Below are 12882 nucleotides of genomic sequence, written 5' to 3' on the forward strand. Positions count from 1 at the left end.
CGTGCTCAGCCGGCCGCGAGGTCCGGCGTGCCGGGGATCCCGCCGCCACCGGTGTTCACGCCGACCGCGACCCGCTCGCCGCGGGGCGCGTGCTCGAACACGAACTTGCCGTCGACGGCATCCACGCGCACGTGGTCACCGGTGTTCAGGCTGCCGTGCAGGATGCGCTCGGAGAGCTGGTCCTCGATCTCGCGCTGCATCGCGCGGCGCAGCGGCCGGGCGCCGAGCGCCGGGTCGAAGCCGATCTCGATGAGCTTGTCCTTGGCGGCATCCGTCAGCTCCACCGTCATGTCGCGGTCCAGCAGACGCTCGCCGAGCTGCTTGGTGAACAGGCCGACGATCTGACGCAGCTCGTCCTTGTTCAGCTGCGGGAAGACGATGATGTCGTCCACGCGGTTGAGGAACTCGGGCTTGAAGTGCCGCTTGAGCTCTTCGTCGACCTTGCCCTTCATCCGCTCGTAGGTCGTCTGCGAGTTGCCCTCGATCTGGAAGCCGACCGGGCCACCGGCGATCGCCGACGAGCCGAGGTTCGTCGTCATGATGATCACGGTGTTCTTGAAGTCGACCACGCGGCCCTGACCGTCGGTGAGGCGCCCCTCCTCGAGGATCTGCAGCAGCGAGTTGAAGATGTCCGGGTGTGCCTTCTCGATCTCGTCGAACAGCACGACCGAGAACGGCTTGCGGCGCACCTTCTCTGTGAGCTGGCCGCCCTCCTCGAAGCCGACGAACCCGGGAGGGGCACCGAACAGCCGCGAGACGGTGTGCTTCTCGCCGAACTCGCTCATGTCGAGCGAGATGAGCGCGCCCTCGTCGTCGAAAAGGAACTCGGCGAGCGCCTTGGCGAGCTCGGTCTTACCGACGCCCGTGGGGCCGGCGAAGATGAACGAGCCGGACGGCCGCTTCGGGTCCTTGAGGCCGGCGCGCTGGCGGCGGATGGTGCGGGAGAGCGCCGCGATGGCCTCCTCCTGCCCGATGACCCGCTGGTGCAGCGCCTTCTCCATGAAGACGAGGCGGCTGGACTCCTCCTCGGTGAGCTTGAACACCGGGATGCCGGTGGCCTGGGCGAGCACCTCGGCGATCAGGCCCTCGTCGACGACCGCGGAGGTCGCGACGTCACCCGAGCGCCACTGCTTCTCCAGGCGCAGCCGCTCGCCGAGCAGCTCCTTCTCCTGGTCGCGCAGCGCGGCGGCCTTCTCGAAGTCCTGCTCCTCGCTGGCCGCCTCCTTCTCCTCGCGGACCTTGGCGATCTTCTCGTCGAACTCGCGCAGCGCGGGCGGGGAGGACAGGATGCTGAGCCGCAGGCGCGCGCCCGCCTCGTCGATCAGGTCGATCGCCTTGTCGGGCAGGAAGCGGTCGCTGACGTACCGGTCGGACAGGTTCGCGGCGGCGACGATGGCACCGTCGGTGATCTGCACCTTGTGGTGCGCCTCGTAGCGGTCGCGCAGCCCCTTCAGGATGTTGATGGCGTGCGGCAGCGTGGGCTCGTTGACCTGCACCGGCTGGAAGCGGCGCTCCAGCGCGGCATCCTTCTCGAAGTACTTGCGGTACTCGTCGAGGGTGGTGGCGCCGATCGTCTGCAGTTCGCCGCGGGCGAGCAGCGGCTTGAGGATGCTGGCCGCGTCGATCGCGCCCTCGGCGGCGCCCGCACCCACCAGGGTGTGGATCTCGTCGATGAAGACGATGATGTCGCCGCGGGTGCGGATCTCCTTGGTGACCTTCTTCAGGCGCTCCTCGAAGTCGCCGCGGTAGCGGGAGCCGGCGATCAGCGAGCCGAGGTCGAGCGAGTACAGCTGCTTGTCCTTCAGCGTCTCGGGCACGTCGCCCTTGACGATCGCCTGGGCGAGGCCCTCGACGACGGCGGTCTTGCCGACGCCGGGCTCTCCGATCAGAACCGGGTTGTTCTTGGAGCGGCGCGAGAGGATCTGCATGACCCGCTCGGCCTCCTTCTCGCGGCCGATCACCGGGTCGAGCTTGTTCTCGCGCGCAGCCTGGGTGAGGTTGCGACCGAACTGGTCGAGCACCTGCGAGCCGCCCTGGGCGGACTGCTGGTTCTCGTTCGTGGTCGCACCGACGGCGGCCGGCTCGCGGCCGGGGGCGCCGGACAGCAGCTGGATGACCTGCTGACGCACCTTGTTGAGGTCGGCGCCCAGCTTGACGAGCACCTGGGCGGCGACGCCCTCGCCCTCGCGGATCAGGCCGAGCAGGATGTGCTCGGTGCCGATGTAGTTGTGACCGAGCTGCAGCGCCTCGCGCAGGCTCAACTCCAGCACCTTCTTGGCACGCGGGGTGAACGGGATGTGGCCGGTCGGCTGCTGCTGACCCTGGCCGATGATGTCCTGCACCTGCTCGCGCACGGCGTCGAGAGAGATGCCGAGGCTCTCGAGGGCCTTGGCCGCGACGCCCTCACCCTCGTGGATGAGGCCGAGCAGGATGTGCTCCGTGCCGATGTAGTTGTGGTTGAGCATCTTCGCCTCTTCCTGGGCGAGGACGACCACTCGACGGGCTCGGTCCGTGAATCTCTCGAACATGCTGTGACTCCTTTTCGCACGGGGCGAAGCGGCTGTTGCGCCTTGTAGATCGAGAGTAACGAGCGAGCGGATGCCGGAAGGCCGTGTTCGCCGTCGGCATAGCGGGGTTGCTTTTCGTGTCAAGTGCGAGGCGGGCTGTCGCCCCGGTCACCCCCGGTCGTCGAGCGAGGAGCGCCGCGCGGTTCTCGCCCGGTCGTTGAGCGAGGGAGCGCAGCGACCGAGACGAAACGCCCCGCCCCCGGTCGTTGAGCGAGGGAGCGCAGCGACCGAGACGAAACGCGGCTCGGCTCAGCGCACGACTTGCAGTGTGTCGATCGCCGGGTCGGCGGCGCCGCGCACGTACCCGCCGGGGGTGGCAGCGACCCGGCGCAGGAAGCGCACCGCGTCCTCGGTGATCACCTCGCCGGGGAGCACGTTCGGGATGCCGGGCGGGTAGGCCGCGAGCGCGGCCGCCGAGACCCGTCCCACGGCCTGCGCGAACGGCACGGCCTCGGCGCTGCGCAGGAACGCGTCCCGCGGCAGCATGGCGAGGGCGCCGGGCTCGGGGATCGCGGTCACCGCGTCCAGGGCGTCGACGTCGGCGGCGGCATCCGGATCCACCGGCAGGGCGTGCAGGGCGTCGACGACGCGGGCCACATCGGGCACCACCCCGGGGGCGACGACCGCGACCACGCAGGTCTCGGTGGCGATCTCGAGGTACACGCCGTCGCGCTCCATCAGCAGTTCACGGGCGGTCGGCCCGTGCACGCCGCCACTGGCCACGTCGATCGACACCCGCAGCGGGTCGACCGCCACGATGTCGTCGAACCGGTCGAACGTGTCGCTGACGATGCGGAAGCGCCCGCCGCGGCGGATGCGGTCGCGCAGTTCGTCGGCGGCGGCGATGGCGGCGCCGATGCGGTCGCGCCCGGTCTGCAGGGCGTCGCGGGCAAGGTCCAGGGATGCCAGCAGCAGCGAGCTCTCGCTGGTGGACTGCGTCAATCGGAACGCGCGCTCGACGAGCGGCTCGAGCTCCTCCGCGAACCGACCGTCGCCGAGGTGCAGCATCGCCGACTGCGTCAAGCTGCCGCCCAGCTTGTGCGTGCTGGAGACGACCAGATCGGCGCCGAGTCGCAGCGGGTTCTCGGGGACGTCCTCGTGGAAGCCGAAGTGCGCGCCCCACGCGGCGTCGACGATCAGCGGCGCACCCGCCTCGTGCGCGACCTCTGCGAGGCCTGCGACGTCGGCCACGGCACCGAAGTAGCTGGGCGAGATGACGTAGACACCCTTCGGACGCTCGTGCTCGTCCAGCCGGGCCAGCGCCTCGCGCAGCGCGGCCGGCGAGACGCCGTGGTTGATGCCGAACCAGCCGTCGACGGAGGGCTGCACGAACCGCGGCGACAGCCCGCCGAGGATGATGCCGTCGGAGAACGAGGAGTGTGCGCTGCGCTGCGCGATCACCGGCGCGTCCTGCGCGCGGAAGCCGGCGAGCGCGAGAGCCGCGATGCGGTTCGCCTGGGACGCCCCGTTGGTCAGGAACCAGGTGCGGCGCGCGCCGAACGCCTCGGCCGCCATCCGCTGCGACACGGCGAGCGGGTTGTCCTCGCCCTTGTCGAGACCGGCGAGCAGCGGCGGCACGTCCTTCAGCAGCACGTCGTGACCGAAGTATTCGGCGACCTGCGGCACGGCCTCCGGGTCGGCGGCGTGGCCGGGCACATTGAGCCGGACGGTGTCGCGCGCCGCGTAGCGGGCGAGTGCATCGGCATACGGCGTGGAGGAGGTCTGCTGCGCCGGCTGGGCGTGCGGGGAGTCGAGGAGCGCTGCGGAGGTCATGTATCGATGCTCGCCGAGACCCGGTGCATACGGAATAGCGATTATTCTGTATTTATCCATACCCACTCTTGAACGGATGCCGCATGCTCGACCTCCGCCAGCTGACCGCCCTCCGCGCCATCGCCGAACACGGCTCGGTGCTCGCGGCCGCTGAAGCGCTCGGCTGGAGCCAGCCCACCGTCGCACACCATCTGCGCGGGCTCGAGCGGGTCACCGGGGCCCCCGTGGTGGCGAGCTCTCGCGCCGGCACCCGACTCACGCCCGCGGGCCGACTGTGGTTGCCGCACGCGGAGGCGATCCTCGACCGCGCCGAGCGCGCGCGGGCCGACGTCCGGGCCGCTCTCGAGGACGGGCGACGCCGGGTCCGCTTCGGCATCTTCCCGACCGCGGCGGCGCGCCTGCTCCCCGGCCTGGTCAGCGCGCTGACGGATGCCGGGCACGATCCGCGCATCTTCGAGGGCGAGCTGCACGAGCTCACCGACCTGCTCGATCGCCTGGCGCTCGACGCCGCGATCGTGTTCGAGCTCCCCGCCGAGCCGGCGCACGGCGCCGACGGACTGCGCCGCACTCCCCTGTTCACCGAGCGCTTCTCCCTCATCGTGCCCGAGGGGCATCCGCAGGCGGGCGCCGGCCCGCGCCGGCTGCGCGACTTCCGCGACGATCGGTGGATCCTGGGGATCAGCGACACCGACCCGGGTGACGCCGCGTTGCGCGCGGCCGCCCGAGCCGACGGGTTCGAACCGCTCGAGGGCCCGCGCAGCGATGACTACCGCGTCGTGGCCGCCTTCGTCGCGGCGGGTCTCGGGATCGCCCTCGTTCCGGAGCTGGCACTGCCCGGGGGAACGCTGCAGCGCGCCGGACTCGCGGTGGTCGAGTTGCGCGGTGTGGACCTGTCGCGGCAGATCACCCTCGTCACGTCCCCGACGCTGGACGAGTCGCTCGTCGCACTGATGTCACGGTCGGCGACCACGTCCCGCACGGGCGAGCAGGCCGGACTGTAACGTATGTTTCACCAGCTGAGGGGAAGACCGTGACCAACGACATCGAGACCGCGGACGCTCGACCGATCAGCGAACTCGTCCGCGAGTCCCTCGACGCGCTCAGCTCCGGCGAGCGCAAGGTCGGCCGCGCGATCCTCGCCAACTACCCGATCGCCGGCCTGGGCACGGTGGCGGAGCTCGCCGAGCGCGCCAGCGTGAGCCCGCCGACCGTCGTGCGGTTCGTCAGCCGGCTCGGCTTCACCGGGTACCCCGCTTTCCAGAAGCGCCTGGTGCGCGAAGTGCACGAACGGCTCGGCTCGCCGCTCGAACAGTACGGACGCGACGACCTGCTCTCCAGCGACGGCGACCTGCCCCGCGCCGCGCGCATCTTCTCGGCGAGCATCGCGGCGACGATCGGCGAGCTGCCGCAGAGCGAGTTCGAGCGCACCGTCGCCCTGCTCGCCGACGGCCGGCATCGCGTCCGGCTGATCGGCGGGCGGTTCAGTCACCTGCTCGCCGAGTACCTGGGGGCGCACCTCATGCTGCTGCGTCCCGACGTCCAGGTCGTCGACCCCGACGAGTTCGACCGGCTCACCGCCGTGGCCGACACCCGCAAGGGCGACGTGCTGGTGGTCTTCGACTACCGCCGCTACGACCCCGAGGTGGTGCTTTTCGCCCGCCGGGTGGCTCAGGCCGGCGCGGAGATCGTCCTGTTCACCGACCGCTGGCTGTCCCCCGCCGCCGATCTGGCGGCGACGGTGCTCCCCGCCAATGTCGAGGCGCCGTCGCCGTTCGACTCACTGGTCCCGGCGATGGCGGTCGTGGAGACGGTGGTCGCCGGCGTGACCGACCGACTGGGCGAGACCGGCAGGCAGCGCGTCGAGGCGATGGAGGCCCTCCGTGCCCGGCACCCGGCGGACGGCACGGCCTGAGCCCGGCTCGCCCGGATCGCGCGGATGCCGGACGGCTCACCAACCGTGGAACGGCGCGATCCGCTCGTCGGTGACGACACCGGTAGCCGCGTCGTCGATCGCGCGCGCCAGGATCTCCGCGGCGGCGTCCACCGCGTCGGCGGTGATCGTGAGCGGCGGCGTCAGCTCGATCACGTTGCCGCGCACCGGGTACGCCACCACTCCCAGCTCCCAGGCGCGATACACCGCCTTGGCGGTGAGGTCGGATGCCGGATGCCGGGACTCGCGGTCGCCCACCAACTCGACGCCGAGCGACAGTCCCCGGCCTCGGACGTCGCCGACATGGCGGGCGCCCGGCCGTTCGGTGACGGCGTACCGCTCCAGCAGCGCGCGCAGCTGCGCGCCGCGATCGGACACGTTGGCGACGGCATCCCCCGTCCGGACGATCTCCAGCACCGCGCGCCCGGCGGCGCACGAGGCGGGGTTGCCGGTGGTGGTCATGAGCGCGGAGGCGATGGGGGCGTCCAGCACGTCGGCGGGGCCGACAGCGGCGGAGAGCGGCAGCCCGCCGCCCAGCGCCTTGCCGAGGGTGACGACGTCCGGGACGATCCCGTCATACGAGAAGGCGTGCGTGCGCCCGGTGCGGCCGAGTCCGACCTTCACCTCGTCGACGATCAGCCGCGCGTCGTGCGCGTCGCACAGCCGCCGGAGCCCGGCGAGAAAGCCGTCCGGCGGGACGATCACCCCGCCGTCGGACTGCACGGGCTCCACGATGATCGCGGCGGTCGTGCCGCGCACCAGCTCGGCCTCCACGCGCGCCAGCACGTCGTCGACGACCGTCGCGGCGTCGCCGGTGTGCGGCCGGTAGACGTCGGGATAGGGCAGCAGCACGACATCAGGGTCGGCCGGCACACCGCACGCCACGTGCACGCCCGAGACCCGCTGCGCCGTCCCGATCCCGCCGTGATACCCGTTCTCGAAGGCGATGATGCCCGGGCGTCCGGTGGCGTGCCGGCAGCCGCGGATCGCCACGTCGTTGGCATCCGTCCCGGCGTGCCCGAGGTAGACCCGACGCTCATCGTCGGGCACCCTCCCCGGCACCAGCGCGAGGAGCTCCTCGGCGAGCGCGACCGCCTCGGGGTGGGTGGCCGACAGGATCGAGGCGCCGGGCGCGTCGACCATGGCGCACGCGACGGCCGCGGCGATGGTCGGCTCGCCGTGCCCGAAGCCGGATGCCGTCCAGCTGGCGCTCAGATCGATCAGTTCGCGACCGTCCTCCTCGACGAGGGTGTGGCCGCTGCCCGACACGACGGCCAGCGGGAAGAACCGCAGCTTCTCGACGCCTGCGATGACCCGCGCGTCGCGGGCGAGCAGCCCGGCATCCGCAGTGCCGGTCGTCATGCGTCGGCTCCCACCGGGCCGGCGAGGTCGTTGCGGTGGTGCTCGATGCCGAGCACCCGTTCGGCGGCGGCGAGGTAGCCGGCCATCAACGCCCGCGCGACCGTGCCGACGGCGGCGTCATCCGGCAGGAACCGGGGGTGGTGCAGCGCGGGCTGCGGGTCCTCACCCGGTGTCCGCACCCCGACGAAGAGCATGAGCGAGGGCACCGCGTCGCAGTAGTAGGAGAAGTCGTCGGCTCCGAGCGAGCGCATCGGCTGGGCGCCGTCTACGCCCAGCCGGGTGAGCCAGTCGTCGGCACCGGCGGCGAGCGCGACGTCGTTGATCAGGGCGGGCTCCCCCTCGATGCGACGCACGGTCGCCACGGCGCCGTACGCCTCGGCCGTCCGGCCCGCCATGTCCTGCACAGCCGCGAACAGGGTGGCGCGGTCGGCGGGGTCGGTGGTGCGCATGGTGGCGAAGATCCGCGCCTCGGCGGGCAGCACGTTCGCGGCGCCCTCCCCCGCGGTCAGCGTGCCGATGCTGATGATCGCCGGGCGGAGCGGGCTCACCGAGCGGCGGACGACCTCGGGGATGCCGAGCGCGATCTGCGCGATGGCCGCGACGGTGTCGTTGGCCTCGTGCGGGTACGCGGCGTGTCCGCCGCGTCCGCGCACGCGGATCTCGATCTCGTCGGCGGCGGCGTTGATGAACCCGCCGCCGGACGCCACCGCACCGTCGGGGACGCCCGGGTGGACGTGCGCGCCGATGACGTGCGCGATCGCGAAGCGGTCGAGCACCCCGGCGTCGACGATGTCGAGCGCTCCCGAGGGGTAGCTCTCCTCGCGGGGCTGCAGCAGCGGGACGAGGCCGACCGGCAGCTCGAGGCCGCGCGCGGCGCGCAGCAGCGCCACCAGCGCGGCCTGATGCACGTCGTGCCCGCACGCGTGCATCGCGCCGTTGTCGGCGGCGAACGCCGCTCCGGTGAGCTCGGTGACCGGAAGGGCGTCGAGCTCGGCGCGCACCGCGATGGCGGCGCCGACGGCGGGACCGATGCGGCCGACGGCCCCGGCATCCGCCACCGGCTCGAAGGCGACGACGTCGCCCAGTTCGGCGATCAGCCGATCCGTGGCGGGCCGCTCGTGCCCCGACACGCAAGGGGCCGCGTGCAGCTCCTCGCGCAGGCGCGCGGCGGCGGGGAGCTCGTGTTCCAGCGCCGCATCCCAGGCCGTGGCGAGTCTGGTGAGGCGGGTGATGGTGGGGCTCACGCGCTCTCCTCGTCGAGCCGGTAGGCGCGGCGCGCGTTGCGCCAGGCGATGAGCTCGGTGACGCGGGACCGCTCCGAGGCCGGCCAGCCGTCGCGCTCGGCGAACACGTCGAGCGCCCGCTGCAATCCACGGCGGAACAGCAGGGCTCCGAGGTGGTACAGCTCGGCGGCGCCGAACGCGTCGGAGGAGAACAGGATCTTGTGGAACGGCGCGAGCTCCAGCGTCTCGGCGATGATCTCGTCGGAGCGCGAACCGGTGTAGTTGATCGCGAGCCCGACGTCGAAGTACACGTGCGGGAACACCTGTGCCAGGTAGCCGGCTTCACGGTGGAACGGGTAGCAGTGCAGCAGCATCACCCGGGCGCCGGACTCCCGCGTGAGCCGCAGGAACTCGGTCAGCAGCAGCGGGCTGCAGCGGTGCAGATCGACGTCGGCGTCGCCGTAGCCGATGTGGAACTGGATGGCGCAGGCGCGGTCGACGGCAGCCCAGAGCAGGTGGCGGATGATCACCGGGGCGTCCAGGCGCACCGGGTCGCCCTGGGCGATCCGGTCGAGCCAGTTCGCGACGGCGTCGTCGACCTCACGAGCGGAGGGGCGTTCCGCGGCGAAGTCGAGTCCGATCCGGTAGGCGGCGATCGACTTCACACCGACCGCGCCACGCAGGCGCTCTTCGAGGAGGCCGTCGTACGCCGCGCGGAAGCCGGCCGCGTCGCATCCGCCGATCACGAGCTCCTCGGCCAGCCGCTCGAGGCGCACCACTTCGAAGGCGCGCGCGTCTGCGGCATCCGCCATCTCGTCGGGATCGAGGATCTCGTCGCCGCGGTACCCTGTTTCGATGAAGTAGTCGCTGATGCCGGTGGCGCGCAGCAGCCGCCGGCTCGCCTCGGCCCCGCCGAGCTCGCTGCGGCGGCGCAGGTACTCCTCCGGCGTGGCGAACGGCTCCAGCCCGAGCACCGGGGCGCAGTGGCGCCGGATCGCGAAACCGACCTGGGAGTCGAAGTGCGTGGTGCCGTCCGGCGCGTCCCAGTCCGACTCCGTGATGAGCGATTCGAAGGCGGCGCGATCGAGATCCGCCGTCGTCACGCCGTGGCAGTGGTGGTCGAGCAGCGGCACGTCGGATGCCGTCATGAACGACTCAGTAGACACGGGCGTACACCTCGCACTGCTCGGCGAGCGAGCGGGCCTGCACCGAGGCGAACTCGTCGCGCTTGATGGCCTCGTACGTGGCGAGGAACGCGGGCGAGAACCAGCCGGACACGACCTCGTCGCTCTTGAGGACACTGAGCGCCTCCTCGAGGTTGCGCGGCAGTTTCGGCAGGTGGGCGTGGCGGTCCTCGAGGTCGAGCTCTCCCTCGACGATCTCGGGGGTCTCGAGCCCTTCGCGCAGTCCCTGCATTCCGGCGCGGAGGATGAGGCCGAGCAGGATCCACGGGTTGGCGCCGATGTCGCCGCCGCGGAACTCGAAGTGCAGCTGGCGGCTGGGGTCGCGCCCGTCGATCTCGTTGGTCGGGCAGATGCGCAGCAAGGCCTCGCGATTCTGCAGGCCGAGGAAGGCGCGCGCGGTCGACCAGTTGTGCGGGGCGAGGCGCAGGTAGCTCGTCGCGAGCGGAGCGAACAGGGCCGCCATCGCCGGGCCGTGCCTGATGATGCCGGCGGCGAAGCTGCCGGCGAGCTCGGACAGGCGGCCGGGACGCGACGGGTCGAACACGAGGGTGTTGCCGTCGGCGTCGTCCAGGCCGAAGTGCACGTGCACGCCGTTGCCGGTCTCGCCGGGGGCGACCACCGGGGCGAAGGTGGCCTCTCGGCCGTGCGCGTCGAAGATGTCGTAGACGATGTCGCGCACCATGACCGCGCGGTCGGCGGCCGTCACCGGGTCGGAGGGCGCCACGGTGATCTCGTACTGGTGGCGGCCGTACTCGGGCAGCCAGGTCTCGGGCTCGAGCCCAGCCCGGTTCAGCACCGTCATCAGGCGCGAGCCGATGGGCTCGGCGCGGCGGAACGCCTGCAGCGAGAACGGGTGGTGGTCGCCGGTGGCGGCGCGGTCCACGAACTCGTGCTCGAAGGAGCAGCGGGTGGTGAGGCCGAACTCGGTGCGCAGCTGCTCGACGGCATCCCGCAGGAAGGTGCGCGGGCAGCTTTCCCACGGCGAGCCGTCGGTGTTGACGAGGTCGGCGAACACGATGTTCAGCGGCGGGCGGCCGGGGATGCCGTCGATGCGGGCGAGGGAGGAGAGGTCGGGCTTCAGCCGCAGGTCGCCGGTGGAGCCGTACGGGATGTCGTCGACGATGTGCCCGAGCGAGCCGATGCCGAGGTTGGCGGGCACCCAGCCGAGCGAGGTGCGCTCGTCGAAGTCGGCGAGGCGCATCGAGCGCCCCTTGGTGCGGGCGGCGATGTCGGTGGTGGCGACGAAGATCAGCTCGTCCACGTCGTTCGCGGGCTGTTGCGGGTTCGGCATGTCTTCCGTTCCGGTGCTGGTGTGGGCGAGGAGTTGGGTTGCCTGTTCGATGATGCTCATGTCAGTCCAGGTCCTCCGTGCTGAGGCGGGATCCGATGCGCTCGGCGAGGGCCGGCTTGACGAGCACGATCACCAGGCCGATGAGGCACCAGGCGCCGGCGATCCACGGGAAGTAGGTGTACGGCGGCTGCTGCCCGGCGATCTGGATGAAGTACACGTAGCCGAGGAAGGCCAGCCCGAGGACCGGGATGATGGCCTCCCACTTCGGGATGGTGGAGCCGCGCTTGAAGGTGTGCCGGATGACGCCGACCGAGGTCATGCCGTACGCGACGACCATGCACAGCGTGGCGATGGTGGCGAACCAGTAGTACACGTCAACCGAGGTGGCGCCGAACAGGCCGAACGCGACGGCGAGGACCACCGTGAAGATCACGACGAACACGGTGCTGTGCACCGGGACGCCCGTCTTCGGGCTGGTGGCGGCGAAGGTCTTCGGGCCGAAACCGTCGCGCGCGAGCGCGAACAGCAGCCGGGACGAGGCCGCGGTGGAGCTCAGCAGCGACGCGAACGCGACGAGGAAGGCGAAGACCGCGATGAGCACGGCGAACCACTGGCCGATGTAGGTGGACGCGAGCGTGGTGAGCGTGGACGATGCGCCGGCGAAGGCGGCGATGCCGGCCTCGTCGGTGCCGAAGCCGATCGTCTGCGCGAACATCACGAGCACGTAGATGAGGCCGGCGAGGATCACTGCCAGCAGCAGGGCGATCGGGACGACCCGCTTGGGGTTGCGGGTCTCCTCGCCGAGCGACGTGCCGGACTCGAATCCCGCCCAGGACAGGAAGCCGAAGACGGCTGCGGTCATGACCGCGCTGATCGGCGCGTCGCCGGGGAGCAGCACCGACAGGTCGACGCCGGTGGAGACCGGTGCGTCGCCGGTCGCGACCCGGACGATGATGACGACGGCGAGCACCACCATGGCAGCGATGCCGAGGAAGCCGATCCCGAGCAGGGTGCGAGCCGTGACGGTCGACTCGCGCACGTTGAGCAGGAGTGTGAAGACGGCGACGACGACAGGCACGACGACCCAGCTCCAGGCGGGGAGCGTGACGCCGAGCTCGGCCATCATCGCCTCGAAGAACACCGCGCAGGCGCCCGCGATGCACACGGCGAAGAACAGGTAGGTGCCGAGGAGCGCGAAACCACCGCAGAACCCGGCGCGCGGGCCGAGGGTGGAGCCGGCGAGCGCGTACACCGACCCCGCGTGGGTGATGTAGCGGGTGAGGCGGATGAAGGCGTAGGCGACGAGCATCGTCCCGATGAAGGAGACGATGAACGTGAACGGGACCGAGGAGCCGACCAGGCCCGCCACGCCGATGCCGTTGAGGGACATCGCCATGACCGGACCCATGAAGCCGACGGAGATCGCGACTACCTCCCAGAGCCGGAGGGTCTTGCGCGGTGCGGCGTCGGCACCGCGCGCGAGATCGTGCGGGGGGTGGGTCGTTGACGTCATCGTCGGGGAAACCTTTCGTGTCGCGTCCGCTTCGACGCG

At 71.4% G+C, this 12882-nt stretch carries 9 protein-coding genes; 2 read left to right on the top strand and 7 right to left on the bottom strand.

Annotation, left to right across the window (positions count from 1 at the left end; all coding sequences use genetic code 11):
• Nucleotides 1–5 precede the first annotated feature (5 nt).
• Together RIF65_RS10720 and RIF65_RS10725 are read right to left on the bottom strand one after the other, a co-directional pair.
• Nucleotides 6–2528, bottom strand: a complete 2523-nt coding sequence (locus RIF65_RS10720; protein WP_309065530.1) for an ATP-dependent Clp protease ATP-binding subunit — start codon at nucleotides 2526–2528, stop codon at nucleotides 6–8.
• A gap of 288 nt (nucleotides 2529–2816) precedes the next feature.
• Entirely contained in the window at nucleotides 2817–4340 is a 1524-nt protein-coding gene (locus tag RIF65_RS10725) for an aminotransferase class I/II-fold pyridoxal phosphate-dependent enzyme (protein ID WP_309065531.1), read from the bottom strand.
• An 83-nt stretch (nucleotides 4341–4423) separates the two neighbouring features.
• Here RIF65_RS10725 and RIF65_RS10730 point away from each other — a divergent pair, with 83 nt between their 5' ends.
• Entirely contained in the window at nucleotides 4424–5341 is a 918-nt protein-coding gene (locus RIF65_RS10730) for a LysR family transcriptional regulator (RefSeq protein WP_309065532.1), read from the top strand.
• 29 nt (nucleotides 5342–5370) lie between these two features.
• Nucleotides 5371–6252: a MurR/RpiR family transcriptional regulator gene (locus RIF65_RS10735; RefSeq protein WP_309065533.1), complete on the top strand. Its 882-nt coding sequence runs from the start codon at nucleotides 5371–5373 to the stop codon at nucleotides 6250–6252.
• 36 nt (nucleotides 6253–6288) lie between these two features.
• On the opposite strand, the gene RIF65_RS10740 is transcribed toward RIF65_RS10735, so the two are convergent.
• Genes RIF65_RS10740 through RIF65_RS10760 form a run of 5 tightly spaced genes read right to left on the bottom strand, consistent with a single transcriptional unit; the run spans nucleotide 6289 to nucleotide 12843 of the window.
• Complete coding sequence (locus RIF65_RS10740; protein WP_309065534.1) at nucleotides 6289–7632, bottom strand: aspartate aminotransferase family protein; 1344 nt, start codon at nucleotides 7630–7632, stop codon at nucleotides 6289–6291.
• Entirely contained in the window at nucleotides 7629–8876 is a 1248-nt protein-coding gene (locus tag RIF65_RS10745) for a M20 metallopeptidase family protein (RefSeq protein ID WP_309065535.1), read from the bottom strand. The genes RIF65_RS10740 and RIF65_RS10745 overlap by 4 nt, the downstream gene beginning before the upstream one ends.
• Nucleotides 8873–10021, bottom strand: coding sequence for an amidohydrolase family protein (locus RIF65_RS10750; protein WP_309065536.1), 1149 nt, complete (start codon nucleotides 10019–10021; stop codon nucleotides 8873–8875). The genes RIF65_RS10745 and RIF65_RS10750 overlap by 4 nt, the downstream gene beginning before the upstream one ends.
• The gene (locus tag RIF65_RS10755; RefSeq protein WP_309065537.1) at nucleotides 10011–11390 is read right to left on the bottom strand and encodes a glutamine synthetase family protein; all 1380 of its coding nucleotides are present in this window, start codon (nucleotides 11388–11390) and stop codon (nucleotides 10011–10013) included. The genes RIF65_RS10750 and RIF65_RS10755 overlap by 11 nt, the downstream gene beginning before the upstream one ends.
• A gap of 1 nt (nucleotide 11391) precedes the next feature.
• A complete protein-coding gene (locus RIF65_RS10760; RefSeq protein WP_309065538.1) occupies nucleotides 11392–12843 on the bottom strand; it encodes an APC family permease in 1452 nt (483 codons plus the stop codon).
• Nucleotides 12844–12882: the final 39 nt, after the last annotated feature.

This window comes from Microbacterium sp., from assembly GCF_031180975.1.
Classification (GTDB): domain Bacteria; phylum Actinomycetota; class Actinomycetes; order Actinomycetales; family Microbacteriaceae; genus Microbacterium.

What these genes read in the sequence shown, in the direction of transcription:
- RIF65_RS10740 (WP_309065534.1), bottom strand. Translation starts at nt 7,632, where the DNA reads ATGACGACCGGCACTGCGGATGCCGGGCTGCTCGCCCGCGACGCGCGG.
- RIF65_RS10730 (WP_309065532.1), top strand. Translation starts at nt 4,424, where the DNA reads ATGCTCGACCTCCGCCAGCTGACCGCCCTCCGCGCCATCGCCGAACAC.
- RIF65_RS10760 (WP_309065538.1), bottom strand. Translation starts at nt 12,843, where the DNA reads ATGACGTCAACGACCCACCCCCCGCACGATCTCGCGCGCGGTGCCGAC.
- RIF65_RS10720 (WP_309065530.1), bottom strand. Translation starts at nt 2,528, where the DNA reads ATGTTCGAGAGATTCACGGACCGAGCCCGTCGAGTGGTCGTCCTCGCC.
- RIF65_RS10725 (WP_309065531.1), bottom strand. Translation starts at nt 4,340, where the DNA reads ATGACCTCCGCAGCGCTCCTCGACTCCCCGCACGCCCAGCCGGCGCAG.
- RIF65_RS10755 (WP_309065537.1), bottom strand. Translation starts at nt 11,390, where the DNA reads ATGAGCATCATCGAACAGGCAACCCAACTCCTCGCCCACACCAGCACC.